The sequence below is a fragment of the Collimonas sp. PA-H2 genome, from assembly GCF_002564105.1.
GTDB lineage: Bacteria > Pseudomonadota > Gammaproteobacteria > Burkholderiales > Burkholderiaceae_D > Collimonas.
On sequence record NZ_PDBX01000001.1, the window covers coordinates 4,256,381 to 4,282,630 of the forward strand.

Annotated in this window: 29 protein-coding genes; 27 read left to right on the forward strand and 2 right to left on the reverse strand. The window is 57.9% G+C overall.

Going from position 1 to position 26,250, the window contains the following annotated elements; genetic code table 11:
* Positions 1-100: 100 nt before the first annotated feature.
* The 3 genes from BCF11_RS19550 to BCF11_RS19560 are packed head-to-tail and all read left to right on the forward strand — an operon-like array spanning position 101 to position 2,230.
* Positions 101-760, forward strand: a complete 660-nt coding sequence (locus BCF11_RS19550) for an HAD-IIIA family hydrolase (protein ID WP_098497593.1) — start codon at positions 101-103, stop codon at positions 758-760.
* Between the two features lie 40 nt (positions 761-800).
* Entirely contained in the window at positions 801-1,187 is a 387-nt protein-coding gene (locus BCF11_RS19555; protein ID WP_098496224.1) for a Rieske 2Fe-2S domain-containing protein, read from the forward strand.
* A gap of 59 nt (positions 1,188-1,246) precedes the next feature.
* Entirely contained in the window at positions 1,247-2,230 is a 984-nt protein-coding gene (locus BCF11_RS19560) for a S49 family peptidase (RefSeq protein WP_098496225.1), read from the forward strand.
* A 521-nt stretch (positions 2,231-2,751) separates the two neighbouring features.
* Here the strand turns inward: BCF11_RS19560 and BCF11_RS19565 are convergent.
* Positions 2,752-3,504, reverse strand: coding sequence for an SAM-dependent methyltransferase (locus tag BCF11_RS19565; protein WP_098496226.1), 753 nt, complete (start codon positions 3,502-3,504; stop codon positions 2,752-2,754).
* A 70-nt stretch (positions 3,505-3,574) separates the two neighbouring features.
* Complete coding sequence (locus BCF11_RS19570) at positions 3,575-4,186, reverse strand: Maf-like protein (protein WP_098496227.1); 612 nt, start codon at positions 4,184-4,186, stop codon at positions 3,575-3,577.
* Positions 4,187-4,420: 234 nt separating this feature from the next.
* Here BCF11_RS19570 and BCF11_RS19575 point away from each other — a divergent pair, with 234 nt between their 5' ends.
* The 24 genes from BCF11_RS19575 to nagZ all read left to right on the forward strand — a co-directional run bounded on the left by BCF11_RS19575 (position 4,421) and on the right by nagZ (position 26,243).
* Positions 4,421-4,849 carry a DUF177 domain-containing protein gene (locus BCF11_RS19575; RefSeq protein ID WP_369827792.1) on the forward strand — a complete coding sequence of 143 codons (429 nt, stop codon included), beginning with the start codon at positions 4,421-4,423 and terminating at the stop codon, positions 4,847-4,849.
* 188 nt (positions 4,850-5,037) lie between these two features.
* Positions 5,038-5,220 carry a 50S ribosomal protein L32 gene (gene rpmF / locus BCF11_RS19580; RefSeq protein ID WP_014006864.1) on the forward strand — a complete coding sequence of 61 codons (183 nt, stop codon included), beginning with the start codon at positions 5,038-5,040 and terminating at the stop codon, positions 5,218-5,220.
* 160 nt (positions 5,221-5,380) lie between these two features.
* Positions 5,381-6,493 carry a phosphate acyltransferase PlsX gene (gene plsX, locus BCF11_RS19585; RefSeq protein ID WP_098496229.1) on the forward strand — a complete coding sequence of 371 codons (1,113 nt, stop codon included), beginning with the start codon at positions 5,381-5,383 and terminating at the stop codon, positions 6,491-6,493.
* A complete protein-coding gene (locus BCF11_RS19590; protein WP_098496230.1) occupies positions 6,490-7,476 on the forward strand; it encodes a beta-ketoacyl-ACP synthase III in 987 nt (328 codons plus the stop codon). Before plsX ends, BCF11_RS19590 begins: the two co-directional genes overlap by 4 nt.
* Before the next feature lie 103 nt (positions 7,477-7,579).
* Positions 7,580-8,512 (forward strand): ACP S-malonyltransferase, encoded by a 933-nt coding sequence (gene fabD / locus BCF11_RS19595; RefSeq protein ID WP_098496231.1) that lies wholly within the window; start codon positions 7,580-7,582, stop codon positions 8,510-8,512.
* Entirely contained in the window at positions 8,509-9,279 is a 771-nt protein-coding gene (gene fabG, locus BCF11_RS19600; RefSeq protein WP_098496232.1) for a 3-oxoacyl-ACP reductase FabG, read from the forward strand. Before fabD ends, fabG begins: the two co-directional genes overlap by 4 nt.
* Positions 9,280-9,469: 190 nt before the next feature.
* Positions 9,470-9,712 (forward strand): acyl carrier protein, encoded by a 243-nt coding sequence (gene acpP / locus BCF11_RS19605; protein WP_038487422.1) that lies wholly within the window; start codon positions 9,470-9,472, stop codon positions 9,710-9,712.
* Between the two features lie 30 nt (positions 9,713-9,742).
* On the forward strand, positions 9,743-10,984 hold the full coding sequence (gene fabF, locus BCF11_RS19610; protein ID WP_098496233.1) for a beta-ketoacyl-ACP synthase II: 1,242 nt from the start codon (positions 9,743-9,745) through the stop codon (positions 10,982-10,984).
* Positions 10,985-11,053: 69 nt separating this feature from the next.
* Positions 11,054-11,557, forward strand: coding sequence for a flagellar hook-length control protein (locus BCF11_RS19615; protein ID WP_098496234.1), 504 nt, complete (start codon positions 11,054-11,056; stop codon positions 11,555-11,557).
* Between the two features lie 81 nt (positions 11,558-11,638).
* The gene (rpoE, locus tag BCF11_RS19620; protein ID WP_098496235.1) at positions 11,639-12,241 is read left to right on the forward strand and encodes an RNA polymerase sigma factor RpoE; all 603 of its coding nucleotides are present in this window, start codon (positions 11,639-11,641) and stop codon (positions 12,239-12,241) included.
* Between the two features lie 54 nt (positions 12,242-12,295).
* Positions 12,296-12,925 (forward strand): sigma-E factor negative regulatory protein, encoded by a 630-nt coding sequence (locus tag BCF11_RS19625; protein WP_098496236.1) that lies wholly within the window; start codon positions 12,296-12,298, stop codon positions 12,923-12,925.
* Position 12,926: 1 nt separating this feature from the next.
* Positions 12,927-13,964, forward strand: a complete 1,038-nt coding sequence (locus tag BCF11_RS19630) for a MucB/RseB C-terminal domain-containing protein (RefSeq protein WP_098496237.1) — start codon at positions 12,927-12,929, stop codon at positions 13,962-13,964.
* 51 nt (positions 13,965-14,015) lie between these two features.
* Complete coding sequence (locus BCF11_RS19635) at positions 14,016-15,464, forward strand: DegQ family serine endoprotease (RefSeq protein WP_233212549.1); 1,449 nt, start codon at positions 14,016-14,018, stop codon at positions 15,462-15,464.
* Positions 15,465-15,553: 89 nt separating this feature from the next.
* Positions 15,554-15,826: a glutaredoxin family protein gene (locus BCF11_RS19640; protein ID WP_098496238.1), complete on the forward strand. Its 273-nt coding sequence runs from the start codon at positions 15,554-15,556 to the stop codon at positions 15,824-15,826.
* Between the two features lie 493 nt (positions 15,827-16,319).
* Complete coding sequence (gene lepA / locus BCF11_RS19645) at positions 16,320-18,113, forward strand: translation elongation factor 4 (RefSeq protein ID WP_061939070.1); 1,794 nt, start codon at positions 16,320-16,322, stop codon at positions 18,111-18,113.
* On the forward strand, positions 18,110-19,027 hold the full coding sequence (gene lepB / locus BCF11_RS19650; RefSeq protein ID WP_098496239.1) for a signal peptidase I: 918 nt from the start codon (positions 18,110-18,112) through the stop codon (positions 19,025-19,027). Before lepA ends, lepB begins: the two co-directional genes overlap by 4 nt.
* 27 nt (positions 19,028-19,054) lie before the next feature.
* On the forward strand, positions 19,055-19,420 hold the full coding sequence (locus BCF11_RS19655) for a DUF4845 domain-containing protein (protein WP_098496240.1): 366 nt from the start codon (positions 19,055-19,057) through the stop codon (positions 19,418-19,420).
* Between the two features lie 116 nt (positions 19,421-19,536).
* Complete coding sequence (gene rnc, locus BCF11_RS19660) at positions 19,537-20,589, forward strand: ribonuclease III (protein WP_098496241.1); 1,053 nt, start codon at positions 19,537-19,539, stop codon at positions 20,587-20,589.
* A complete protein-coding gene (gene era, locus BCF11_RS19665; protein ID WP_098496242.1) occupies positions 20,586-21,512 on the forward strand; it encodes a GTPase Era in 927 nt (308 codons plus the stop codon). Before rnc ends, era begins: the two co-directional genes overlap by 4 nt.
* A 33-nt stretch (positions 21,513-21,545) precedes the next feature.
* Complete coding sequence (gene recO / locus BCF11_RS19670; protein WP_098496243.1) at positions 21,546-22,394, forward strand: DNA repair protein RecO; 849 nt, start codon at positions 21,546-21,548, stop codon at positions 22,392-22,394.
* Positions 22,395-22,454: 60 nt separating this feature from the next.
* On the forward strand, positions 22,455-23,657 hold the full coding sequence (locus BCF11_RS19675) for a benzoate/H(+) symporter BenE family transporter (protein WP_098496244.1): 1,203 nt from the start codon (positions 22,455-22,457) through the stop codon (positions 23,655-23,657).
* A 46-nt stretch (positions 23,658-23,703) separates the two neighbouring features.
* The gene (gene pdxJ, locus BCF11_RS19680) at positions 23,704-24,477 is read left to right on the forward strand and encodes a pyridoxine 5'-phosphate synthase (protein WP_098496245.1); all 774 of its coding nucleotides are present in this window, start codon (positions 23,704-23,706) and stop codon (positions 24,475-24,477) included.
* A gap of 303 nt (positions 24,478-24,780) precedes the next feature.
* The gene (gene acpS / locus BCF11_RS19685) at positions 24,781-25,188 is read left to right on the forward strand and encodes a holo-ACP synthase (protein WP_098496246.1); all 408 of its coding nucleotides are present in this window, start codon (positions 24,781-24,783) and stop codon (positions 25,186-25,188) included.
* A complete protein-coding gene (gene nagZ, locus BCF11_RS19690) occupies positions 25,185-26,243 on the forward strand; it encodes a beta-N-acetylhexosaminidase (protein ID WP_098496247.1) in 1,059 nt (352 codons plus the stop codon). Before acpS ends, nagZ begins: the two co-directional genes overlap by 4 nt.
* Positions 26,244-26,250 lie beyond the last annotated feature (7 nt).

A 26,250-nucleotide genomic window follows, 5' to 3' on the forward strand; every position in this document is an offset into this window, starting at 1 on the left:
ATCTATTGGTTTGCCGATCGCCGATTGCGTGTTTTTGTGTACTTCTTTGGCCGGCAGGCAAAACCCAACAACAGGAGCTGGCAAGCAATTGCCGGGCAATATGGCAAGAAAGAATTTTGACTTAATCGTATTTGATTGGGATGGCACCTTGATGGACAGTACCGCCATCATCGTGAAGTGTATCCAGGCCGCGGCCAGGGACCTGGGCTTGCCGATTCCGGACAACAAGGCGGCCTCGCATGTGATCGGGCTGGGCCTGGGCGAAGCAATGCAGGTAGCGATGCCGGGCCTTGACGCCAGCCAGTATCCGCGCGTGGTGGAGCGCTATCGTTATCATTATCTGGCGCAGGACCAGGACCTGACCCTGTTCGACGGCGTTCGCGAAATGCTGGCCGATCTGTCGCAGCAAGGTTATTTCCTGGCGATCGCCACTGGCAAGAGCCGGGTCGGGCTGAACCGCGCCTTGCACGAAACCAAGCTGCTGTCAGTGTTCGACGCCACTCGCTGCGCTGACGAAACCTTCTCCAAGCCGCATCCCGCCATGCTGCAGGAACTGACGCGCGAGCTGGGCCAGGATCTGAAGCGGACGGTGATGATCGGCGACACCACACATGATCTGCAGATGGCGATCAATGCCGGCGCCGCCGGTATCGCGGTACAGTACGGCGCCCATCCGGCGCATGAACTGAATGCGCTGAAGCCGCTGTTCAGCGCGACGTCGACGCCGCAGCTGCACGACTGGCTGATTAATAACGCCTGAATTTAAAACTGATGCAGGTTGCCAACGAGAGTGCCAAGCGATGTCTGAACAAGCCGTAAATAGTCTGCGCATTCCCATCTGCGCTTCTGCCGCCCTGGCGGAGCGCGGCAAGGGGGTGCGTTTTCCGGTGACGGCATGGGGCGACGATGCGGTGGCGTTTGCCATCCGCTATGACAATGTTGTACATGCCTACCTGAACCGTTGCGCTCACGTGGCGATGGAACTGGACTGGAACGAAGGCGACTTCTTCGAATCCAGCGGCCTGTACCTGATGTGCGCCACCCACGGCGCAGTGTATGAGCCGGAAACCGGACGCTGCGCCGGCGGTCCATGCCGCGGCGGCCGCCTGCACAAGATTTTAGTTGAAGAAAGTAATGATCAGGTGTTCTGGATCCCTGATGAATATGTGCGGCCGGCGCTAGCCTGATCTGGCCTGGCGACCTGTGCATATTGAACGATCCCTGATAATCGACGTGAGTGAGCACCATGAGCAATAACGAATTTGATAATGTGGATACTGCGCTGCCGGCAAAAAAAGAAGGCTGGGAACGCGAACTGCTGGAAAAGCTGGCGTTTGCCTCGCTGCGCGAGCAGCGCGCCCGCCGCCGCTGGGGCATCTTCTTCAAGCTGGCGGTCCTCGGCGTGGTCGGTTTTGCCTTTTGGCTGGGGCTGAATTACGAAGGCTCGGATACGCAAACCGTCGGCGCCCATACCGCGCTGGTGAAGATCAACGGCGCCATCGAATCGGAAGGCAACGGCTCCGCCGGCGTGGTGGTGCCGGCGCTCGACAATGCTTTCGCCGCCGATGATTCGGTCGGCGTGATCTTGCGCATCAACAGCCCTGGCGGCAGCCCGGTGCAGGCCGGCATCATCAATGATGAAATCATCCGCTTGCGCAAGGAATATCCGAACAAGCCTTTGTATGTGGTGGTCGATGAGATGTGCGCTTCCGGCGGCTACTACATCGCTGCCGCGGCCGACAAGATCTATGTCAACAAGGCCAGCATCGTCGGCTCTATCGGCGTGCTGATGGATGGCTTCGGCTTCACCGGCCTGATGGACAAGGTCGGCGTCGAGCGGCGCCTGCTGACTGCAGGCGAGAACAAGGGCTTCCTCGATCCGTTCAGCCCGATGAGCACGACGCAAAAAGGTTATGCGCAAACCATGCTAGCGGAGATTCATCAGCAGTTCATCGACGTTGTCCGCAAGGGCCGCGGCGCGCGTCTGAAGGAAACGCCGGAAACCTTCTCCGGCCTGTTCTGGAGCGGCTCCAAGGCAATCGACATGGGCCTGGCAGACGGTTACGGCACGGTCGACAGCGTGGCGCGCGATGTCTTGAAGCAGGAAGATATTGTCGATTACACCAAGAGCGAAGGTTTGCCTGAACGTGTGCTGAAAAAATTTGGCGTGGCGATGGGCGCCGGCGTGGTGCAATCGCTGGCGAACCAAGTGCGGCCTAGCCTGCGTTGAGTTTTCTGCAATGATTTTTTCGCATTGAATTTTCGCGTTGGATTTTATTTAACGAGCCCGCTCGCGAGAAATCGCCGGCGGGTTTTTTATAAAACAACGAATGTTGAAAGCGTTATAAGGTAATACCGTATTACCGTAATTCGCCTTGTATCTTCGCGATCCTGGCGTATATTAAAGGGACCAAAGGAATAGCGAACGGAGGAGGCGATTATAGAAATAGCAAACTCGTTGGCCACCCAGTTGCAATTGCTTCGGTAGCAAAAAATCATTCCAACGGCAATACAACCCCTTGCTTTGGAATCGTTATTGACTACTGGACAAACCACCGCATCATTGATGCGGCACCGAGAAGTTTTCGACTTCTCAACCCCTGTCTTTCGAGACTAGCAAAAACGGCGACGGCGCAATACCGTTGCCGTTTTGCATTTGGTGCGCCGTGTTTGCCGCTGAAAAAAAACATTGCCTGAAAAGCTGTACGAAAAGCGCGGATAAATTTTCCTGGGCGCTTGTTTAAATAAACATTACTGGGCCAAAAATAAAAACACAGTCGGTTTCTTGTGGAAGTCCGGGTGCTTGCCGGCGGCCAGCGCGCTCTTCCATTTGGCGGCTGTCTGCGTCTTGATGGTTTCAGTAGGCAGGGTCAGATCGGTGGCGACGCAGATCAGCGTGCCGGCCTGGCAACTGTTGGCCAGCGCTTCCAGGAAGGCGCCGTTGCGGTAGGGCGTTTCAATGAACAGCTGGGTCTGCTGCTCCTGGCGCGAACGCAGCTCCAGCGCCTTGATGCGCTTGCCGCGCTGCTCGGCATCGGTCGGCAGGTAGCCGTTGAAGGCAAAGCTCTGGCCGTTGAGGCCGCTGCCCATGACCGCCAGCAGCAAGGATGAAGGCCCCACCAGCGGCCGCACCTGAATGTTGTGCGCATGCGCCAGCCGCACCAGGTTGGCGCCGGGATCCGCTACCGCCGGCACGCCGGCTTCCGAGATCAAGCCGGCGTCCTGGCCCGCCAGGATAGGCGCCAGCAAGGCCGGCAAGGCGGCGCTGGCGGTATTCACGTTGAGTTCGGCGATCTGGATTTCCTGCAGCGGCTTGACCAATGGTTGGACGGCATCGACCAGCTTCAGGAACGCGCGCGTGGTCTTTGCGTTTTCAGCGATGAAATAATCGAGCCTGGCGGTCAGCGCCTGGACTTCGGTCGGAATGACAGCGGCCAGTTGTTGTGCCGGAGCGGCATCGCTTTGGCCGAGGGTGTTGGGAATCAAGTACAGAATGCCTGGCATGTTGGGTTCTAGTTAGTTGGGGACAGAGTAGCTCGCCACGCTACGGTGGCTCTTAAACTCTGTCCCGCAATTATTTATATGTAAAAAACGGAAGGGCGGCGCGGCGTAGCATACTGGTCAGGGCAATCAATGGCAATCCGGTCAGGGCGGTCGGATCGGTGCTCTCGATTTTTTCCAGGATGGCGATGCCCAGGCCTTCATTTTTTGCGCTGCCGGCGCAATCGTAGGGTTGCTCGATACGCAAGTAGGCATCCAGTTCGGCGTCGGGCAGGTCGCGGAAGGTGACGAAGGTCTGGATGTTTTCGATCTGCGCCGCTTTTTCCGGCTGTGCTGCGCGGCCATCCCACAGGCACAGGGCGCTATGGAAGATGACGCGGCGGCCGCGCATTTTCTGCAGTTGTTTCAGCGCGTTGCCATGATCGCCCGGCTTGCCGATCTGCTCACCGTCCAGGGTGGCGACCTGGTCCGAGCCAATCACCAGTGCGCCGGGCGCCAGCAGCGCCACGGCGCGGGCTTTTCCCAGCGCCAGGCGCAGAGCCGTGGCTTGCGGGGTTTCGCCGGGAAGGGCGGTTTCATCGATGGCCGGCACCATGACATCGAAGGGGATTTGTAGCCGGGAAAGCAATTCTTTGCGGTATTTGGAGCTGGAGCCCAGGATCAGGCGCGGCAAGGGTGGTAACATATTGGGTGCAGTCGTCCGGTGGTCTGTTGTAAAGAGGCCATGATTTTCGTCATTTGAGCGCAGGTCCGGCAATAAAAGGCGGAAAATACGCTAACACTTTGACGAATAAAGGAAAAGGCTGTTATTATCGCAGGTTTTCCGGGTTCGGCTGGGTTCAGCGTTATTATGAGTGCTTTTATAATCGACGCCTTTGAGTATTCGCGCCATAAAGAGCGCCGTGAAGGCGAAATCGCCGTGGCTGACCTTGGTCGCCTGGCGGATGAGTCGGCAGACCGCTCCGGCGCGCTGCACTGGGTCCTGGTAGGCGGTGCTGATTCCTTGGGTCACCCGCAACTGACGATGTCGGTCACTGGCGCGATCAAGATCATGTGTCAACGCTGCTTGACGCCATTTGCCTTCGATATCGATGCGGAATCCGTACTGGTGTTGGCAAAAGACGAAGAAAGCGCCGATGAAATCGATGCGCTGCTTGATAATGACGAGATTGATGTCATTGTCGGCACCAAATCACTGAATATTATTGAATTGATTGAAGACGAGGCCTTGCTGGCCTTGCCGCTCTCGCCCAAGCATGCGGTCTGTCCGGATCAGTCAGCGCTTGAAGGGCTCAAAGCCAGCAAAAAAGAATCCCCGTTTGCAATGCTCAAGAGTTTGAAGAATTAAAACGAATTGCGGTAAATTTGTCGCGCTGATTTTCACAGTCGTAGAGTGTGATTTTGATGATGTGTGACTAAGGTGTGGCAATAGGTAGTAAAATCCGCGCATTCCATACGCGGCAGGAGTATCCAGCCTTTCCCTGTTCTGAGGGTTGGATATGTTAAACTTTAGATCTTAAGAAAGCAGGAGTTATCATGGCAGTTCAACAAAATAAGAAGACCCCATCCAAGCGCGGCATGCACCGTGCCCACGATTTTCTGGTTGCGCCTCCGCTGGCTATCGAGCCAACGACTGGTGAAACACATCTGCGCCACCACATCAGCCCGAACGGCTTTTACCGTGGCCGTAAAGTGTTGAAGACCAAGAACGACGAGTAATCTCTGTTCTTGTGATGCAGGTTGAAGGCGGCGCGATGAGTTTTCTCAGTAGCGCCGTTTTTGTATGCGTAATGTGTACGTAATTAATCCTTGCGTCATTTTGAATCGCGCTCAATCTGCCTCATAATGACGGGGTTAGAGTAGGCACTGAATCAAAACAATGACAATTAAAATTTCTATTGACTGCATGGGTGGCGATCACGGCCCGTCGGTTACCGTACCTGCTGCAGTTTCGTTCGCTAATCGCCAGCCCGAAGCTGAATTGGTGCTGGTTGGGCTCGAAGAGGAAATTCGCGCCCAGCTGAAGAAGCACAAGGCCAGCGCGCACCCGCGCTTGTCGGTATTGCATGCATCCGAAGTGGTAACGATGGATGACTCGATCGAAACCGCCTTGCGCCGTAAAAAAGACTCCTCCATGCGCGTTGCCCTGCAACTGGTCAAGGACCAGCAGGTGCAGGCCTGCGTCTCGGCCGGCAACACCGGCGCCCTGATGGCGGTTTCCCGCTATCTTCTCAAGACCTTGCATGGCGTCGACCGCCCGGCAATCTGCACGCTGCTGCCCAATCAGAAAGACGGTCCGACCTATATGCTCGACCTGGGCGCGAACGTCGATTGCGAACCTCAGCATCTGCACCAGTTTGCGCTGATGGGCTCGGCCCTGGTTTCGGCCATGGAAGGCAAGCCGCGGCCGACTGTCGGCTTGCTGAATGTCGGCGAGGAAGATATCAAGGGCAATGAAGTGGTCAAGCAGACCGCCGAACTGCTGCGCGCGGATCATGAAAAAGGCATCCTGAATTTCTACGGCAATGTCGAAGGCAACGATATTTTCGAAGGCACCACCGACATCGTCGTCTGCGACGGCTTCGTCGGCAACGTCACGCTCAAGGCCTCGGAAGGCCTGGGGCGTTTCGTCAAGTCCGTGCTCACCACCGAATTCAAGAGCGGGGCGCTCAACATGCTGGGCGCGGTGATCGCCCGCGGCGCCATCAAGGCCATCTCGCGCCGCCTCAATCCTTCGCGTTACAACGGCGCCAGCCTGCTCGGCTTGCGCGGGCTGGTTTTCAAGAGTCACGGCGGCGCCGATGCCTATGGCTATGAGTGGGCCATACAGCGCGCATTCGACGCAGCCAAATATGATGTATTGTCTCGTATTGCGACTACGATTGCGGAGCTGATGCCGCAAGCCGCAGCTGTACCTGCAGTCAATACCGGCGCGGGTGAGGTTTCCGGTGAAATCGTCAATACTGAATCAACCCAACAAAAGACAGCATGACTACATATAGCAAAATTGTCGGCACCGGCAGCTATTTGCCTCCGAAGCGGGTAAGCAATCAGGAACTCACGGCGCAGTTGGCCGAGAAGGGGATTGAAACATCCCACGAATGGATTTTTTCGCGCAGCGGCATCGCCGCGCGCCACTATGCCGAAGCCGATGTGCAATCGAGCGACCTGGCGGTAGCGGCTGCCAAGCAGGCGCTGGAGATGGCGCACATGCAGGCTGAGGACATCGACCTGATCATCGTCGCCACTTCGACCCCGGATTATTTCGGCGGCTTTCCCAGCACTGCCTGCGTGGTCCAGCAAAAGCTCGGCATCACCAGCGGCGGCGCGGCGTTTGACGTGCAGGCGGTATGCAGTGGTTTCGTCTATGCGGTGTCGATTGCCGACGCCTTCATCAAGTCCGGTGCGCACAAGAATGTGCTGGTGATCGGCACCGAAGTGTTTTCGCGCATCCTGAATTTTGAAGATCGCACTACTTGTGTGTTGTTCGGCGACGGCGCCGGCGCCGTGGTCATGACCGGTTCCGCCGAGCCCGGCATCCTGGCCACCAAGCTGCATGCCGACGGCCGCTATAAAGATATCCTGTGCGTGCCGGGCAAGGTCAGTTCCGGCGTGGTCGAGGGTAGCGCATTCCTGTACATGGATGGCCAGGCGGTGTTCAAGCTGGCAGTCTCGGTGCTGGAAAAGGTCGCCAACGAAGCTTTGCTGATGGCTGGCATGGAAGCGTCCGAAATCGACTGGCTGATCCCGCACCAGGCCAATATCCGCATCATGCAAAGCACCGCCCGCAAGCTGGGCCTGGATAACGAACGTATGGTGGTGACGGTAGACCAGCATGGCAATACCTCGGCCGCATCGATTCCGCTGGCGCTGGACAAGGCAGTGCGCGACGGTCGCGTCAAGCCTGGCCAGAACGTCATGATGGAAGGGGTCGGCGGCGGCTTTACCTGGGGCGCAATTTTAGCGCGCATGTAAAGACGCATTGAGCGCTTTAAGGTGCAATCTGGCAGCAGATTGCTGCCAGCGCGCTGCGCTACGCCGGCGCGTGTTTGATAAATTTGATATCTACAGGTAAGGCATGAATAAATTCGCATTTGTTTTCCCGGGCCAGGGTTCGCAGGCCGTTGGCATGTTGAACGGTTTTGCCGATAACCCGGTAGTGAAAGACACGGTGGCGGAAGCTTCCGAAGCGCTGCAGTTCGATCTTGGCAAGTTGATCGCCGAGGGGCCGAAGGAAGAGCTGGACCTGACCACCAATACCCAGCCGGTCATGTTGACGGCGGCGGTGGCTTGCTATCGCGCCTGGCTGGCGGCTGGCGGCAAAGCACCGTCGCTGGTGGCTGGCCACAGCCTGGGCGAGTACTCGGCGCTGGTGGCTGCCGGCGTGATTGCGTTCAAGGATGCCGTGCCGCTGGTGCGTTTCCGCGCGCAAGCCATGCAGCAGGCGGTGCCGGTCGGGCAGGGCGGCATGGCCGTCATTTTAGGCTTGGCTGACGAGGACGTGCGTGCGGTCTGCCTGGCCGCGGCGCAGGGCGAAGTGGTCGAGGCGGTGAATTTCAATGCGCCGGCGCAGGTGGTGATTGCCGGCCATAAGGGTGCAATCGAGCGCGCCTGTGTGATTGCGAAAGAAAAAGGTGCAAAACGCGCCTTGCCATTGCCGGTTTCGGCCCCATTTCATTCCTCGCTGTTGAAGCCGGCCTCGGATCGTTTGCGTGAATACATGCAGGATCTGGCTTTCTCAGCGCCGCAGATCGCCTTGATCAACAATGTCGATGTCGCCATCGTCAGCGATCCGCAAGCCATCAAGGACGCGCTGGTGCGCCAGGCCGCAAGCCCGGTGCGCTGGGTGGAAACGGTGCAGAAGATTGCTGCCGAAGGCGTCACGCATGTGGTTGAATGCGGTCCGGGCAAGGTTCTTGCTGGCTTGACCAAGCGTATTAATGATAGCTTGATCGGCGATGTCATCGTCGACCAGGCGTCGCTGGATAAAATGTTGGAGACATTCAAGTGACTTTACAGACTGCAGATGTACAAGACCTGGCCGGCCAGGTCGCTCTGGTGACCGGCGCTTCGCGCGGTATCGGCCGCGCCATCGCGCTCGAACTGCTCAAGCGCGGCGCCAAGGTGATCGGCACCGCGACTTCGGAAGCCGGCGCTGCCGCCATCACCGAATACATGCAGGCTGCGCATGCCGGCAACGGCCGCGGCATCATGCTCAACGTTAACGATGTCGCAGGCTGTGCCGCCGCTGTAGAGTTGACGCAAAAGGAATTCGGCGGCTTGTCGATCCTTGTCAATAATGCAGGTATTACCCAGGATCAACTGGCAATGCGCATGAAGGACGAGGAATGGGATGCCGTGATCGCCACCAACCTGACCGCGGTCGGGCGTTTGTCGCGCGCCGTCTTGCGTGGCATGATAAAGGCCAAGCACGGCCGCATCATCAATATCACTTCGGTGGTCGGCTCGGCCGGCAATCCGGGCCAGATGAACTATGCCGCAGCCAAGGCTGGCGTCGCCGGCATGAGCCGCGCGCTGGCGCGCGAGATCGGCAGCCGCAATATCACGGTCAATTGCGTCGCTCCGGGTTTTATCGATACCGACATGACCAAGGAGCTGGGCGAGCAGCAAACCGCCGCCTTGCTGCAGCAGATTCCGCTGGGACGCCTGGGCGCCGCAGAGGATATCGCCGCGGCTGTGGCTTTCCTGGCATCGTCGCAAGCCGGCTACATCACGGGCACTACCTTGCACGTGAATGGCGGCATGTATATGGGCTAAATTGGGCTTTTGCCTAGTATCCTTGGCCAAGTCGAAGTAAGGTCTGGTCCGGGGTTGGAAGTAAGTAGTGCCTATTTAGAAGCTTTTGACATAGTTTTGCTAAATATTAAAGACTAATGTCGAAAGTAAATTTTCAATGCGCAAACCTGCTAAAATGCGCGCACTTTCTGTAACCTAATGGAGGCATCACATGTCCGATATCGAACAACGCGTTAAAAAAATCGTCGCTGAGCAACTGGGCGTCGCAGAAGCAGACATCAAGATCGAATCGTCGTTTGTCAACGATCTGGGTGCTGATTCGCTCGACACCGTTGAACTGGTGATGGCACTGGAAGATGAGTTCGAAATGGAAATCCCTGACGAACAAGCTGAAAAGATCACTACAGTGCAACAGGCAATTGATTACGCTAAGGCCCACGTCAAGGCAGCCTAAGCACGCTTTGAATGTATCCAGGAGAACCGCTTGAGCCGCACACGTGAACGTCGCGTTGTTATAACCGGTCTGGGTTGCATTTCACCGGTCGGCAATACTATTGCCGATGCGTGGAGTGCGATAATCTCAGGCAAATCGGGTATCGCAGCCATCACCAAGTTTGACGCCACTGCCTTTTCCACGCGCTTTGCGGGGGAGGTCAAGGGCTTCAATATCGAAGATTACATTCCGGCCAAAGAAGCACGGCATATGGATACTTTTATCCACTATGGCATGGCGGCGGGAATGCAGGCGATGCAAGACAGTGGCCTGGAAGTAACTGAAGCTAATGCTGAGCGGATAGGCGTCATTATCGGCTCCGGCATTGGTGGCCTGCCCTTGATCGAAGCAACACACGCCGAGCTGACTAACCGCGGCCCGCGCCGCATCAGTCCGTTCTTCATCCCGGCATCGATCATCAACATGATTTCCGGCAACCTGTCGATCAAATACGGTCTGAAAGGACCGAATCTGGCGATAGTCACTGCCTGTACCACCGGCCTGCATAGTATCGGCGTAGCCGGCCGCATGATTCAGTACGGCGATGCCGACGTGATGATTGCCGGCGGCGCGGAAGCCAGCGTATCGCCGCTGGGCATCGGCGGCTTTACCTCGCCGCGTGCTTTGTCGGCGCGCAATGACGATCCCGCTACCGCTTCCCGTCCTTGGGACAAGGATCGCGACGGTTTCGTATTGGGTGAGGGCGCCGGCGTGCTGGTGCTCGAAGAATACGAACACGCCAAGGCGCGCGGCGCCAAGATCTACGCGGAACTGCTCGGCTTCGGCATGAGCGGCGACGCCTACCACATGACGGCGCCAAGCCTGGACGGCCCACGCCGTTGCGTCGGCAATGCCTTGCGCGACGCCGGGGTGAATGCCGACCAGGTACAGTACCTGAATGCGCACGGCACCTCGACGCAGATCGGCGACAAGAATGAAAACGACGCCATCAAGGCGGCTTTCGGCGACCACGCTTACAAACTGGTGGTGAATTCCACCAAGTCGATGACCGGGCATTTGCTGGGCGGCGCCGGTGGCCTGGAATCGGTGTTCACTGTGCTGGCCTTGCATAACCAGATCTCACCGCCGACCACCAATATCTTCAATCAGGATCCTGAATGCGATCTTGACTACTGCGCCAATACCGCACGTGACATGAAGATCGACATCGCTGTCAAGAACTCATTCGGCTTTGGCGGCACGAATGGCACCTTGGTTTTTGGCAAAATCTAAGTTTTTGCAAAACCACTTTGAACCGGTTTCCCTGGCGACCGGTTCAAAATTCGCTTCAGGCTAGGCATCATGTCAATCGCCTTCAGCACCGTTATCAAACCGTCCAGGTTGCTGCTGACCCTGGTGGCGACTGAATGCGCGCTGGCCGGGCTGGTTGGCGTTCTTATCGCCAGCGGCGCTGTTGGCAATTTGCTATTGCCGGTACGTGCCGCTCTGGCCACACTATGCGTGTCGGCAGCTGCGTACGGCATGCTGCGCTACTATCGAGGGCGCTGCGCGATTCAACTCGATATCGCCGCAAACGGCCAGATCAGAATGGCTTATATTGCTGCCAGCAATATAAGCCGGATCTCAAATCCGGCGCCGGTGCAGCTGCTTGAAAGCACTACCATCTGGTCACATTTACTGTTGCTGCGCCTCCGATTGGCTAGCGGCTCGGTCCGAACAATCGCTATACTGCCTGATTGTGTTTCTAACGATACTTTTAGAGTTTTGTCCGTGGCTTGCCGCTGGATTGCCGCACACCGCGGCGGCACGCACAAAACCGGGGTCGCCGGCTTGGCTAATGAATGAGCTTTTCATTGAACTTATGTTATTGCTTACTATCTATGTCCGGTCCCGTATGCACGTCGCAACAAAACAAGGGAATGGGGTTTGACGACAGAACGCGAAATTGATCAACTGCTTGTCGAGCGCGTACAGCGCGGCGATAAGAAGGCGTTCGAGCTGCTGGTTCTCAAATACCAGCGAAAGCTAATGCGTCTTGTTTCGCGCCTGGTGCGCGATCAGGCAGAAGCCGAGGATGTTGTGCAGGAAGCCTTTATCAAGGCTTACCGGGCGCTGCCTCAGTTCCGGGGCGACTCGGCCTTTTACACTTGGCTGTATCGCATTGGTATTAATACTGCCAAGAATTATTTGGTGACCCAGGGGCGCAGGGCGCCGACCTCAACCGAGTCAAATTCAGAAGAAGCAGAAACTTTTGACGACGGCGAGCAACTAAGGGATATAAACACTCCTGAATCTTTGCTAGCCACCAAGCAGATAGCACAGACCGTGAATACTGCAATGGAGGCTTTGCCGGCAGAGCTGCGCACGGCAATCACCTTGCGCGAGATCGAGGGTTTGAGTTATGACGAAATTGCTGAGGCAATGGGGTGTCCCATAGGTACAGTACGCAGTCGAATATTTAGGGCACGGGAAGCTATCGCAGATAAGTTGAGGCCATTGCTGGGTACGGCCATCGACAAACGTTGGTAAAAAAGATAGTGGTTTTTCGGGAACGAAGGGGTTGGCCAGGTTTTAAGGTGACTTATGAATACCAAAGATATGACCCAAGAGCAGATTTCTGCCTTGGCTGATGGGGAGTTATCCAGCGCCTATATTGACATGGCGCTGGCGGCCTTGCGCCAGGCCGACGGCCGCGATGCGTGGGATGTCTATCACCAGATAGGCGATATCCTGCGTTCCGACGATATGGCGCTGACCATGAGTTCGGATTTTTCGGCGCGCATGTCGGCGCGGCTCGATGCCGAGCCAACGATCATTGCAGCGCCGTTGGCCGTCACCGTGCAGCCATCTGAACAGATCGCTGTCGGTGGCGGCCAGCCTGTGCATATCGCTGTCGCAGGCGGCAGGCGCAGCATCAAGCGCTTTGCCCTGCCAGGCATGGCGGCGGCAGCAGTGGCGGCGGCGGCATTCATCATTTCGCCGCAGCTGGCGATCGTCAGCGCCCCGGCGCCTGCTCCTGCTGCGGTGGCAACTTCGCAACTGGCCCTGGCGTCCAATGCTGGCGACGTTCGCGTCATGACGCATGCCGGAGAAGTATTGCGTGATTCGCGGATGGATGAATATCTGTCGGCGCATCAGCGTTTCTCTCCTTCCCTTTACAGCGCTGCGCAGTACGCACGGCCAGCCAAATTTGCACCTGATGCTGATAACTAATATGCGGCAGGCGCGAGTTTTGCCGGGAGTATTACTGGGAGTATTGCTGTCGATGATGATAGTGCTTTCCGCCCAGGCGGAAAGCACGGATGCCGGAAATGCTGCCGACAGGCAGGATGCGCAAGCCTTGCTGAAAAAAATCCAGGCGGCGGCGCAAAAGCTGAACTATTCCGGCACTTTCATCTACCAGCAGGCCAACCAGATACGTACTTCACGTATTACGCATGTGCTCGAAGGTCGGAATGAGATAGAAAAACTGGAAATCCTCGACGGTCAGCCGCGCGAGTATATCCGGCGCAATGAAGACGTCACTGGCTACATGCCGGAGACGAAAACCAAGATCGTCGAAAAGCGCGTCACCCAGGATGGTTTTCCTGCCATCCTGGCCGCGCTGCCGTCCGACTTGAGCGATTACTACAATATAAAATTGGGCGAGACCGGGCGGGTTGCCGGTTTCGATTGCCAGGCCGTGCTGCTGGAGCCGAAGGACAATATGCGCTATGGCTACAAGCTGTGGGCGGAAAAGAATTCCGGCCTGTTGTTGCGGGCGCAGACTCTGAACGGCAAGAATGAAATCATCGAGCAGATTTCATTTACCCAGATTGGCATAGGCAATGTCGACCATCGCAGCCTGAAGCCGAGTTTCGGCAACACCAGCAGCTGGCATACGGAAAGCAATGTCATCAATCCAGCCAATCTGAACGAATGGAGCGTCACCGGCATGCCTGCCGGATTCAAGAAGGTACGCGAACTCAAGCGCCTGGTGACTGACGGCCCGCCAGCCAAGAGCAGCGCCAGCGCGCCGCCGCCGGCGGCAGCGCGACGCGAAGTATCGCAATTGATTTTTTCGGATGGGCTGGTGGCGATTTCGATATTCATCGAGCCGGGCAGTCAAAGCCGTACCGAAGGCTCCCTGCAGCAGGGAGCTTTGAATATTGTCGGCAAGCGGCAGGGGGATTATTGGTTGACGATTGTTGGTGACGTGCCGCCAGCAGCGATGAGGCAGGTGGCGAATTCGATTGAACTCAAAAACAAATAAAACTTTATGACTATGAAAATGCTTGGGCCGGTTCGTGGTGTTTTATCTGCAATGGCAGTCAGCGCGACTGCCGCTTTTTTTGTTCCAGCCATGGTCGGCATTGGTCCCCAGGCAATCGCCGCACCGGTCTCCGGTCTACCGGACTTTACCGATATCGTTGAAAAGACCGGGCCGGCAGTAGTCAATATCCGCACCACCGAAAAAATCAGGTCCGGCCAGGGCGATTCAGGCGACCCGAGCGACGACGAGATGCAGGAATTCTTCCGTCGTTTTTTTGGCGTTCCAATCCCTAACACGCCGCGCCCGCAGGCCCCTGGCCAGCGTGGCCGCAAGGTTGATCCGAAGGCGCAGGAAGAAGTGCCGCGCGGCGTCGGTTCTGGTTTCGTGATCTCCGCCGACGGCTATGTGATGACCAATGCCCACGTAATCGATGGCGCCAGCGAAGTGTATGTCACGCTGACCGACAAGCGTGAATTCAAGGCCAAGGTCATCGGTGCGGATACCCGCAGCGACGTCGCCTTGCTGAAAATCGACGGCGCCAACCTGCCGCGCCTGACCATGGGCGATTCCGACAAGATCAAGGCCGGCGAATGGGTGCTGGCGATCGGCTCGCCGTTCGGCCTGGAAAACACCGTGACCGCCGGCATCATTTCGGCCAAGGCGCGCGACACTGGCGACTACCTGCCGCTGATCCAGACCGACGTTGCCGTCAATCCCGGCAATTCCGGCGGCCCGCTGATCAATATGCGCGGCGAAGTGGTTGGCATCAATTCGCAGATCTACAGCCGCTCCGGCGGCTTCATGGGGATTTCGTTTGCCGTGCCTATCGATGAAGCGATGCGCGTCTCGGATCAGCTGAAAGCCTCGGGCAAGGTGACGCGCGGCCGCATCGGTGTGCAGATCGGCGAAGTCACGAAGGATGTGGCGGAATCGCTGGGCCTGCCGAAGGCTGAAGGCGCCTTGGTGGCGCGGGTTGAGGCGGATGGTCCGGCGGCCAAGGCTGGCTTGCAGGCGGGCGACATCATCTTGAAATTCAACGGCACGGCGATCGAAAAAGCCAACGATCTGCCGCGCCTGGTCGGCAATGCCAAGCCGGGCGCGCGCGGCACTATCAGCGTCTGGCGCAAGGGCAGCAGCCGCGACTTCCCGATCGTCATCACCGAACTGGCTGCCGACAAGGTCGCCAGCGACGACGATGTCAAGCCGAAGAAGGAACAGCAGGTCGCCAATGCGCTCGGCCTGATTGTCAGTGATTTGAACGAGGCCAAGAAGAAAGAGCTGGGCATCGACAGCGGCGTGCAGGTCGAATCGGCTGAAGGCAGCGCAGCCAAGGTCGGCTTGCGTGCCGGTGACGTGGTGCAGCGCCTGAACAATACCGATATCAAGGACGCCAAGCAGTTCAACGTCCTGGTGGCTAAGCTTGAGCCGAAGAAAATGGCGGTGCTGCTGGTGCGGCGCGGCGAGTCATCGCAATTCGTGCCTTTGCGTCCAAGTAACTGATTTAAGCGGTAATTCTTGTCTGGGGCTGCAGATCTGTACGGTCTGCAGCTTTTTGTTTTCCGGCCAGGCTTTTCTAAAAGCGTGAATGCATGCCAAAAAAACATTTCATCTTGTATAGCCGGTCTTACTGCCATCTGTGCGAAGACATGTTGCAAGCTCTGCTGGCCTTGCGGCCCGCGGATGGGAATGATGCGGGCTGGTTCACCGTCGACGTGGTTGATGTCGACGCGGATCCCGCACTGGTGGCGAAATACGATGAGCTGGTGCCGGTTCTGGCGGGCAGCAATAACGAAGAGGCAGCGACGCAGCTCTGCCACTATTTCCTCGATGCTGAGTCGGTAAAGCAATTTTTGAGCGCATAAGCAGGGTCCTGCTGCTCAAATTTCCCATGATTTATTTGCAATAAACCGACATTGCTCTACATTACTTGTTTAATTTGCACTAAATCGGCTTGTGTATCTATACTCCGGCACTGATACTCAAAAATAGCGCGGCATCACGCTGTTCTTAAGGTGCTTTTAAGATACTTATAGGAGTATGTTGATAATCTGCTTTCCTTGCTATACTGGAAGGCAATACTCTCAGGCCTTTGATTTGTCGGTTTTCCCCTCTGAAATCCGGTAAAATGGCGGCACTGAATAACCTGTCATAAAAGGCGCTCGCCTGGGACACAAGTGCAGTGTTTCGTACTTGCCGGCACAGCTCGTCTTTTTGCCCCATACGTTGTTGCGCATGCCCGCGATAGTTCGCTATCGCTCCGCGCCGCGTCCGGGACAAAAATTCCTTTGTGCCGCCAAACACAAGACACTGGACTGAGCCCGGCTCAGAGCGCTTTTTTTGTAATCGCGTCTGTCAATGAACAACATCCGTAATTTCTCCATCATCGCCCATATCGACCACGGTAAATCTACCCTGGCGGACCGTATCATCCAGTCTTGCGGCGGCTTGTCCGACCGCGAGATGGAAGCGCAGGTACTCGACTCCATGGATATCGAGCGCGAGCGCGGCATCACCATCAAGGCCCAGACCGCGGCCTTGACGTACAAGGCGATGGATGGCCAGATCTACAATCTGAACCTGATCGACACCCCCGGCCACGTCGACTTCAGCTATGAAGTCAGCCGTTCGCTGTCGGCCTGCGAAGGCGCGCTGCTGGTGGTCGATGCCTCGCAAGGGGTGGAAGCCCAGACTGTGGCCAACTGCTATACCGCGCTCGATCTCGGCGTGGAAGTGGTGCCGGTGCTGAACAAGATCGACCTGCCTTCGGCCGATCCGGACAATGCGATTGCCGAAATCGAAGACGTGATCGGGATCGACGCCCACGACGCCGTGCATTGCTCGGCCAAGACCGGCCTCGGCGTGCGCGAAGTACTGGAATCGCTGATCGTCAAGGTGCCGCCGCCGAAGGGCGATCCGGATGCGCCTTTGCAAGCCCTGATCGTCGATTCCTGGTTCGACAACTACGTCGGCGTCGTCATGCTGGTGCGTATCAAGAACGGCACCTTGCGTCCCAAGGACAAGATCCTGCTGATGGCTACCGGCTCCCAGCATCTGACCGAAAGCGTCGGCGTGTTCACGCCTAAATCGCAGTCGCGCGAATCGCTGTCGGCCGGCCAGGTGGGCTTCATCATCGCCGGCATCAAGGAATTGAAGGCAGCCAAGGTGGGCGACACGGTCACGCTGGCGTCCAAGCCCGCGGCTGAAGCCTTGCCCGGCTTCAAGGAAGTGCAGCCGCAGGTGTTTGCAGGCCTGTTCCCGGTCGAGGCCAATCAGTACGATGCGTTGCGCGACTCGCTGGAAAAGCTCAAGCTGAACGACGCCGCCCTGCAATACGAACCGGAAGTATCGCAGGCGCTGGGTTTCGGCTTCCGTTGCGGCTTCCTCGGCTTGCTGCACATGGAAATCGTCCAGGAACGTCTCGAGCGCGAGTTCGACATGGACCTGATCACCACCGCGCCTACCGTCATCTACGAAGTAGTCAAGCGCGATGGCACCATCATGCTGGTCGACAATCCGTCGAAGATGCCGGATCCGTCGAATATCGAAGAAGTGCGCGAGCCTATCGTCACGGTCAACCTGTACATGCCGCAAGAATATGTGGGCTCGGTCATCACGCTGTGCACCCAGAAGCGCGGGCAGCAGATCGACATGAGCTATCACGGCAAGCAGGTCAAGCTGACCTATGAAATCCCGATGGCCGAAGTGGTGCTGGATTTCTTTGACCGCCTGAAATCGACCTCGCGCGGCTATGCTTCGATGGACTACGAGTTCAAGGAATACCGTTCGGCCGACGTGGTCAAGGTCGACATGCTGATCAACAGCGAAAAAGTCGACGCCCTGGCGATCATCGTTCACCGCGCCAACAGCCAGTACCGCGGCCGCGCCGTCGCCGCCAAGATGCGCGAGCTGATTCCGCGCCAGATGTTCGACGTGGCGATCCAGGCGGCCATTGGCGCCAATATCATTTCGCGTGAAAACGTCAAGGCGCTGCGCAAGAACGTGCTGGCCAAGTGCTACGGCGGCGACATCAGCCGCAAGCGCAAATTGCTGGAAAAGCAGAAGGCCGGTAAAAAACGCATGAAGCAGGTGGGTTCCGTCGAGATCCCGCAAGAAGCATTCCTGGCAATCTTACAAGTGGATGAAAAATGACATTGCAATCGATCTTAGGAAATTTCGCATTAATCCTGTTTGTCCTTACCATTGTCACCGGCGTCATCTGGTTTTATGACCGCTTCTCCCTGAGCAAGCAGCGCCGCGCCAATGCTGACGCCGCGCTGGCTGAATTCGATGCGCGCAACGCCAAGCTGAGCGCCGACGGCATCAAGCTGGAAAACAGCGGCCGCGCCGCGCTGGAGGCAGACTTGCTGCGCCAGCCGACCTGGGTCGAATATTCTGGCAGCTTCTTCCCGGTGATCGCCATGGTGTTCTTCCTGCGCTCGTTCCTGTATGAGCCGTTCAAGATTCCATCCAGTTCGATGGTGCCGACCCTGCTGGTGGGCGACCTGATCCTGGTGAACAAATTCACTTACGGTATCCGTCTGCCGATCATCAATAAAAAAGTGATCGAGATGAATCATCCGCAGCGCGGCGACGTGATGGTGTTCAAATATCCGAAGGATATGTCGCTCGACTACATCAAACGCGTGGTTGGGGTGCCCGGTGATAAAATAACTTACCAAAACAAGCGCTTAACAATTAATGGTCAAGCTCTTTCTTATACGCCGTTGCCGGACTACCTGAATGAAGATACGCTGGATTACTCCCAGCAGTACACAGAGAATTTGTCAAACGTACAACATACGATCGCGGTACGCAGCAGCCGGCCGCCGATTTCGCTGGAAGGCGTGATGGATTTTCCTAACAAGGAAGCCTGTAGCTATAACCCGGAAGGTTTCACCTGTACGGTTCCTGCTGGAAATTATTTCATGATGGGGGATAATCGGGATAACAGCGAAGACAGTCGTTATTGGGGATTCGTGCCGGATGAGAATATTGTCGGAAAGGCATTTCTTGTCTGGATGAACCTGGGTAATTTCAAGCGTATTGGTACTTTCTTTAAATAAATCAAATAATCGAAAGCGGAGTCAGGGATGACAAGAATGTCTGTAGCACCACGTAAGCAGCAAGGCATCACATTATTTGGCTTGATCGTTATTTTGGCGGTACTCGGTTGCATTGGCGTGCTGATAGCCAAGGTGACACCGACCACGATCGAATATTTTTCTATCAAGAAGGCGATTGTCAGCGCCAAGACGGGCGGCACTACGGTGCAGGAAATTCAGAACGCATTTAACAAGCAGGCTGAAGTAGGCTATATCGATGCGATTTCGGGCAAAGACCTGGACATCAGCAAGAACGGCGACGATATCCAGATCAGCTTTGCGTACCAGAAAAAGATTCCGCTGGTCGGACCGGTCAGCCTGTTGATCGACTACGCTGGCAGCACTGCAAAATAGTAAAACAGCAATATAATCGACTAGCGGCGTCGACTAACGGCGTCGAATAACGGCGTCGAATAACCGCATCAATCAACAACAGCAGCAGACGGCGACCATAGGTGTCGGCGAAAAAAATGGACCTCATGTTATTGCAAAATCGGCTAGGCCACACTTTTAAGGATGCTACTTTATTGCAGCAGGCCTTGACGCATCGCAGCCATAGCACCTTGCATAACGAGCGGTTGGAGTTCCTCGGCGATTCGATCCTGAACTGCGTGGTCGCGTCCCTGCTGTTTGACCGCTACACCAAGATAGACGAAGGCGATCTGTCGCGGGTGCGGGCCAACCTGGTCAAGCAGCAGTCGCTGTACGAAATCGCGCAGAGGCTGGAATTGTCGCAGTTCCTGCGGTTGGGCGAAGGCGAGCTGAAATCGGGCGGCTTCCGCCGTCCTTCGATCCTGGCCGATACGCTGGAAGCCTTGTTTGGCGCGATCTTCCTGGATGCCGGGTTCGACGCCGCGCGGGATGTGATCCGCGCCCTGTATATCCCGATCCTGGATACGGTTGATCCCAAGACTCTGGGCAAGGATGCCAAGACCCTGCTGCAGGAATACCTGCAAGGGAAAAAGATCGCTTTGCCGCAATACAATGTGGTCGCCACGCATGGCGCCGCGCATAACCAGGAATTTGAAATCGAATGTCTGGTGCCTAAGCTGGATATCCAGGTGTTCGGCAGCGGCGGTAGCCGTCGCGCCGGCGAACAGGCGGCAGCCAAGCTGGCGCTGGAAGCAGTGCAAAAAGCTTTTGTCAAAGCCCCTTCGGCCGCAAAAAAAGCCAAGCCGCGTACCGCGCAGCTGAAACTGAGCGGCATCGCCACGATCCAGCCGGACGCTCCGGATGCACCTGCCGCAACGGTAGCGGCAGCGCCGGCAGAAGTTGCCAGCGCCAAAACTGGCGCCGCGGCCAAGGAAAAAGCCGTGGCCGAAACGCCGGCCAAGGTGGCGGCCAAGGCAGCCAACGGCAGCGCCGAAAATGTTGCGCCAACAAGTGCCGCGGCCAAGGCCGGCACGGCAGCCCATGCTGTCACCGAAACCGCCGTCGCGGCAGCAGCGGGCAATCCCGCCGGCGCGACTGTATCCACCCCTAATGCAGCACCCCATACTACGAGTAAATCGAAAACCGCATGACAGACTCTACACCCCAGGCACCAAGCGCAGCATCGCCGGCAACTGATTTCCGTTGCGGCTATATCGCGATTGTCGGTCGCCCCAACGTAGGCAAGTCGACCCTGATGAATGAACTGATCGGGGCCAAGGTCAGCATTACCTCGCGCAAGGCGCAAACCACGCGGCACCGGATTACCGGCATCCAGACTGTCGCCGATACCCAGTTCGTCTACGTCGATACGCCAGGTTTCCAGACCCGCCATTCGAATGCGCTGAACAAGACGCTGAACCGCACCGTGACCACCACGCTGACAGCGGCCGACGTCATCCTGTACATCATCGAAGCCGGCACTTTCGGTCCGGCCGACCAGCAGGTGATGGCGCTGTTGCCTGCTAACGTGCCATGCATCCTGGTCATCAACAAGTCGGACCGGGTCAAGGACAAGGCCGTGCTGCTGCCGTTCGCGCAGAAGATCGCCGCCATGCGCGACTTCGCGGCGGTGGTGCCGGTATCGGCCAAGCTGCGGTTCCAGCTGGACAATCTGCAAGGCGAAATCCGCAAGCACTTGCCGGCCAATCCGCCGATGTTCGGCGAGGATGACATTACCGACCGCAGCGAAAAATTCCTGGCGGCCGAAATCGTCCGTGAAAAAGTATTCCGTTTCGTCGGCGATGAACTGCCGTACACCAGCACCGTCCTGATCGAAAAATTCGAACTGGAAGGCAATCTGCGCCGCGTTTTTGCGGCGATCCTGGTAGAGCGCGACACCCACAAATCGATGGTGATCGGCCAGAAGGGCGCACGCCTCAAGGATATTTCCACCCAGGCGCGGCTCGACATGGAACGCCTGTTCGGCGGTCCGGTCTACCTGGAAATCTGGGTCAAGGTCAAATCCGGCTGGGCCGACAACGAAGCCGGATTGCGCGCCTACGGCTACGAATAAGCCACCCGCTCACCACACGCCTAACCGCCAGACATGAACGCGATCATCGCTGATGCCGACGCCGAGCAGGCGCTGCCGGACGATGCCGCCGTGTTGATCAGCATCGCCCCCGGCCCGGCCGCCACCGCAGCAGCTGCCGGACCCAAGCGGCGCGCCCGGATTCCGGAGCGAGATACCCGCGTCAGCGGCCAGCCAGGCTTTGTCCTGCACAGCTATCCGCATCGCGAAACCAGTCTGATCATCGATGTCTTCACCCGCGACTACGGCCGCATCGCGCTGGTCGCCAAAGGCGCCAAGCGGCCTTTGTCCAAATTGCGCGGCGTTTTGCAAACCTTCCAGCCGCTGTCGCTGAGCTGGAGCGGCAAATCCGAAATCCGCACCTTGATCGCCGCCGAATGGGTAGGCGGCTTGCTGCCGCTGGAAAAGTCGGCGCTGCTGTGCGGCTTCTACCTGAATGAATTGCTGGTCAAGCTGGTCGCGCGCGACGATCCGCATGCCGCCTTGTTCAATCATTACGTCACCACCCTCAATCAGCTGGCCCATCTGGAGCCGGCGCCCATCGTCCTGCGCCAGTTCGAAAGAGCGCTGCTCAAGCAGACTGGCGTGGCCGGCGATTTCACCCGCTGCACCAGCAGCCGCCAGCCGGTCGATCCGGCTGAAAGCTACGTGGTCGATCCCGAGCGCGGCCCGCGGCTGGCGCGCGCGGCCGATGCCTGGCCACGGGTCAGCGGCAAGACCCTGCTCGACATGGAGCGCGAAGACTACAGCGATCCCGCCACCCAGGCGCAAAGCAAGGTGCTGATGCGTTTCCTGCTGGCGCATCATCTGGGAGGGGCGCCATTGAACACGCGCCAGATACTGATAGATCTGATGCAGTTGTAGGGCAGCCGCTGAGTGCACCATTGAGTGGATAACAAGTAGCCGATAAATAGTTGATAGCCGATGAAAAATTTCCCTTGGTCTAGCGTCGCTGCCGGTTTTGTCACCGTGCTGGTTGGTTTCACGAGTTCCGCGGTCATCGTCTTGCAGGCAGCTGCCGCCGCCGGCGCCACGCCACAGCAGATCAGTTCATGGATGCTGGCGCTGGGACTCGGCATGGGACTGACCTGCATCGGCTTGTCGCTGCGCTACAAGGCCCCGGTAGTCACCGCATGGTCGACGCCAGGCGCCGCCTTGCTGGTCACCAGCCTGTCCGGTATTCCGATGGCGGACGCGATCGGCGCCTTCATGTTCGCCGCCGCCCTGGTGACCTTGTGCGGCGTCACCGGCTGGTTCGAGCGCGCCATGGGCAAGATCCCGCTGTCGATCGCAGCCGCCATGCTGGCCGGCATCCTGGCCCATTTCGGCATGAATGTATTTGTCGCCATGAAGCCGCAATTCGTCATGGTGTTTGCCATGTTCATGGCCTACCTGCTGTGCAAGCGCTGGCTGCCGCGCTATGCCATCATCATCGTGCTGCTGATCGGAGTCGGGCTGGCGGCCAGCCGCGGCCTGCTGCATTTCGAGCATTTCCATTTCGCCTGGGCCTCACCGGTATTCACCATGCCGAGCTTTTCCTGGTCCACCATCATCGGCGTCGGCATTCCCTTGTTCGTGGTCACCATGGCTTCGCAAAATGCGCCCGGCGTCGCCGTGATCCGCGCCTCCGGCTACCGTACGCCGATTTCCCCGCTGATGACCTGGACCGGGCTGACTACGCTGGTGCTGGCGCCGTTCGGCTGCTTCTCGCTGAATCTGGCGGCCATCACCGCCGCCATCTGCATGGGCAAGGAAGCGCATGAAGATCCGGCTAAGCGCTACTGGGCGGCAGTGGCGGCCGGCGGCTTCTATCTGCTGGTGGGCGTGTTCGGCGCCACCGTCGGCGCCTTGTTTGCCGCTTTCCCGCAGGAACTGGTGCTGGCGATAGCCGGCCTGGCGCTGTTCGGCACCATCGCCAACAGCCTGACCATGGCGATGGCTAACGACACCCAGCGCGAAGCGGCGCTGATCACCTTTCTGGTTACCGCCTCGGGTGTTACCCTGTTCGGCGTCGGCGCCGCATTCTGGGGACTGGTGGCCGGCGCTGTGGCATTCTTTGTGTTGAACTGGAAACGGCATGCAGCGGCATCGCCGGAGACGCCGGCATTGCCAGCACGCCAGAATTAATGCAGTCTTGATACTCGATAAACTCCATCCATACACTGAGCAACCGATGAGCTATCTCAATCCAACATCGTCGATCATCGACCTTGGCATCAATATCGATCACGTCGCGACGCTACGCAATGCGCGCGGCACTGCTTATCCAGATCCTTTGCGGGCGGCGCTGCTGGCGGAAGAAGCCGGCGCTGACGCCATCACCCTGCATCTGCGCGAAGACCGCCGCCACATCCGCGACGCCGACGTCGAAGCGATTCGTCCGCAACTGCGCACACGCATGAACCTGGAAGCGGCGGTGACCCAGGAAATGATCGATTTCTCCTGCAAGATCAAGCCCCAGGATTCCTGCCTGGTGCCGGAACGCCGTCATGAACTGACTACCGAAGGCGGGCTCGACGTGGTGAAATATTTCACCCAGGTGCAGGCCGCGGTGCGCCAGCTGCAAGGCGAGGGCATACGTGTCAGCTTGTTCATCGATCCTGAGGCGGATCAGATCCAGGCCGCCGCCGAAGTCGGCGCGCCGGTGATCGAACTGCACACCGGCCGCTATGCCGAAGCGCATGATGAAGCGGAACAGCGCGCCGAACTGGAGCGGGTGCAGCGCGCGGTGCAAGAGGGCGTGCGGCGCGGCCTCAAGGTGAATGCCGGCCACGGCCTGCATTACACCAACGCCCAGGCGATCGCGGCGATTCCCGATATCGCCGAGCTGAACATCGGCCATGCCATCGTCGCACACGCCGTGTTCGTCGGCTGGCAGGCGGCGGTCAGTGAAATGAAGGCGCTGATGGTGAAAGCGCGCTTAGCGCATCCGGAAAGGCCGAATTAAACATGGTGCTAAGCTGACAGAGTCATCTGGGGTCAGAGTCGACTTTCGCGGTGCTTTTTCGCGAAACTCGACTCTGACCCCACATGACGGATTCGGAGAAAGACAGAATGCGCTATATGGTTTTATTTTCCAGCGGCGCGGTATGTACTCCGTAGCCCGCTAAGTGGGGTCAGAGTGAAGTTTCTGCAAAAAGCGCGCAGAAAGTTCACTCTGACCCCAGGTAGCTGCATGGCCTAAGCACCACGAAAGGCTAGATTGTGGTTTTGTCGTGTTTTATGAAATTTCAATAGGAAAAGATTCAGCATGATCTACGGCATCGGCACCGACATCATCCAGATTCCGCGCATTGCGGCGGCGCTGCAGCGCAATGGCGATCGCTTCGCGGGAAAAATCCTCGGTCCGCAGGAAATGGAAAAATACTTGCAGCGCAAAGCCAAGGTGGAAGCGCGCGGAATTCGTTTCCTGGCTACCCGCTTCGCCGCCAAGGAGGCGTTTTCCAAGGCGCTCGGGTTGGGCATGAAGATGCCGATGACCTGGCGCGCCATGCAAACCTTGAATGCCCCCAGCGGCAAGCCGATCGTGGTGGTCAATCCGGCGCTGGAAGAATACATGCAACAGAAGGGCTTGACTGCGCAGGTGTCGATCACTGATGAGGTCGAATACGCGGTCGCCTTTGTAATTGTGGAACAAAATCGCGTGGAGCAAAAATGAGTGGTGGTAATCCTGTAGCAAAAACCGCGCTGGGCCCGGTCATGCTGGACGTGGCCGGCGCCAGCCTGAGCGCGGACGATATCCGCCGCATCCAGCACCCGCTCACTGGCGGCGTGATCCTGTTTACCCGCAATTACCAGGACCGCGCCCAGCTCTGCGCGCTGACTGCGGCGATCCATGCGGCACGGCCTGACATCCTGATTGCGGTCGATCATGAAGGCGGCCGCGTCCAGCGTTTCCGCACTGATGGTTTCACCCGCTTGCCGGCGATGCGCCTGCTCGGCCAGTTATGGGATAAAGATGTGCTGGCGGCGACCAAGGCTGCCACCGCGGTCGGCTTCGTGCTGGCCAGCGAGCTGCGCGCCTGTGGCGTCGACCTGTCGTTTACGCCGGTGCTGGATCTCGATTACGGCGATTCCACCGTCATCGGCGAACGTGCTTTCCACCGTGATGCGCGCGTGGTGACCTTGCTGGCGAAAAGCCTGAACCACGGCCTGGCGCTGGCTGGCATGGCGAACTGCGGCAAGCATTTCCCCGGCCATGGTTTTGTCGAAGGCGATTCGCATCTGTCGCTACCGATCGACGAGCGCAGCCTGGAGCAGATCATGGAAGAGGACGTCAAGCCCTACGACTGGCTCGGCATGAGCCTGGCGGCGGTGATGCCGGCGCACGTGATCTATTCCAAGGTAGACCAGCACTCGGCCGGGTTTTCAAAAAAATGGCTGAACATCCTGCGCCAGGATATCGGCTTCGACGGCGTGATTTTCAGCGACGACCTCAGCATGCAGGCCGCCAGTTCCGCCGGCGGCGTGCTGGACGGCGCCAAGGCGGCATTGCAGGCCGGCTGCGACGTGGTCCTGATCTGCAATTCGCCGGACAAGGCCGACCAGTTGCTGAGCGGACTCGGCGGCGCTGCCAACGACGATCGTGCCGCTGCCTCGCGTGCACGCCTTATGGCGCTGCTGCCACAAAGCGCGGCGCTCGGCTGGGACGCATTGCAGGCCGATGCCCGCTACCAGGCCGCAAGGTCGCTGGCGCAATCATTGCTGGGCTAAATGAGCG

Coding starts and splice junctions, on each gene's coding strand:
- BCF11_RS19625 (WP_098496236.1), top strand. CDS start 12,296: ATGAATACCAAAGATATGACCCAAGAGCAGATTTCTGCCTTGGCTGAT.
- BCF11_RS19565 (WP_098496226.1), bottom strand. CDS start 3,504: ATGCCAGGCATTCTGTACTTGATTCCCAACACCCTCGGCCAAAGCGAT.
- BCF11_RS19615 (WP_098496234.1), top strand. CDS start 11,054: ATGTCAATCGCCTTCAGCACCGTTATCAAACCGTCCAGGTTGCTGCTG.
- BCF11_RS19555 (WP_098496224.1), top strand. CDS start 801: ATGTCTGAACAAGCCGTAAATAGTCTGCGCATTCCCATCTGCGCTTCT.
- BCF11_RS19570 (WP_098496227.1), bottom strand. CDS start 4,186: ATGTTACCACCCTTGCCGCGCCTGATCCTGGGCTCCAGCTCCAAATAC.
- BCF11_RS19655 (WP_098496240.1), top strand. CDS start 19,055: ATGACAAGAATGTCTGTAGCACCACGTAAGCAGCAAGGCATCACATTA.
- pdxJ (WP_098496245.1), top strand. CDS start 23,704: ATGAGCTATCTCAATCCAACATCGTCGATCATCGACCTTGGCATCAAT.
- BCF11_RS19635 (WP_233212549.1), top strand. CDS start 14,016: ATGGCAGTCAGCGCGACTGCCGCTTTTTTTGTTCCAGCCATGGTCGGC.
- plsX (WP_098496229.1), top strand. CDS start 5,381: ATGACAATTAAAATTTCTATTGACTGCATGGGTGGCGATCACGGCCCG.
- BCF11_RS19640 (WP_098496238.1), top strand. CDS start 15,554: ATGCCAAAAAAACATTTCATCTTGTATAGCCGGTCTTACTGCCATCTG.
- fabD (WP_098496231.1), top strand. CDS start 7,580: ATGAATAAATTCGCATTTGTTTTCCCGGGCCAGGGTTCGCAGGCCGTT.
- recO (WP_098496243.1), top strand. CDS start 21,546: ATGAACGCGATCATCGCTGATGCCGACGCCGAGCAGGCGCTGCCGGAC.
- lepB (WP_098496239.1), top strand. CDS start 18,110: ATGACATTGCAATCGATCTTAGGAAATTTCGCATTAATCCTGTTTGTC.
- BCF11_RS19590 (WP_098496230.1), top strand. CDS start 6,490: ATGACTACATATAGCAAAATTGTCGGCACCGGCAGCTATTTGCCTCCG.
- lepA (WP_061939070.1), top strand. CDS start 16,320: ATGAACAACATCCGTAATTTCTCCATCATCGCCCATATCGACCACGGT.
- rpmF (WP_014006864.1), top strand. CDS start 5,038: ATGGCAGTTCAACAAAATAAGAAGACCCCATCCAAGCGCGGCATGCAC.
- acpS (WP_098496246.1), top strand. CDS start 24,781: ATGATCTACGGCATCGGCACCGACATCATCCAGATTCCGCGCATTGCG.
- BCF11_RS19550 (WP_098497593.1), top strand. CDS start 101: ATGGCAAGAAAGAATTTTGACTTAATCGTATTTGATTGGGATGGCACC.
- nagZ (WP_098496247.1), top strand. CDS start 25,185: ATGAGTGGTGGTAATCCTGTAGCAAAAACCGCGCTGGGCCCGGTCATG.
- BCF11_RS19675 (WP_098496244.1), top strand. CDS start 22,455: ATGAAAAATTTCCCTTGGTCTAGCGTCGCTGCCGGTTTTGTCACCGTG.
- BCF11_RS19630 (WP_098496237.1), top strand. CDS start 12,927: ATGCGGCAGGCGCGAGTTTTGCCGGGAGTATTACTGGGAGTATTGCTG.
- acpP (WP_038487422.1), top strand. CDS start 9,470: ATGTCCGATATCGAACAACGCGTTAAAAAAATCGTCGCTGAGCAACTG.
- BCF11_RS19560 (WP_098496225.1), top strand. CDS start 1,247: ATGAGCAATAACGAATTTGATAATGTGGATACTGCGCTGCCGGCAAAA.
- era (WP_098496242.1), top strand. CDS start 20,586: ATGACAGACTCTACACCCCAGGCACCAAGCGCAGCATCGCCGGCAACT.
- rnc (WP_098496241.1), top strand. CDS start 19,537: ATGGACCTCATGTTATTGCAAAATCGGCTAGGCCACACTTTTAAGGAT.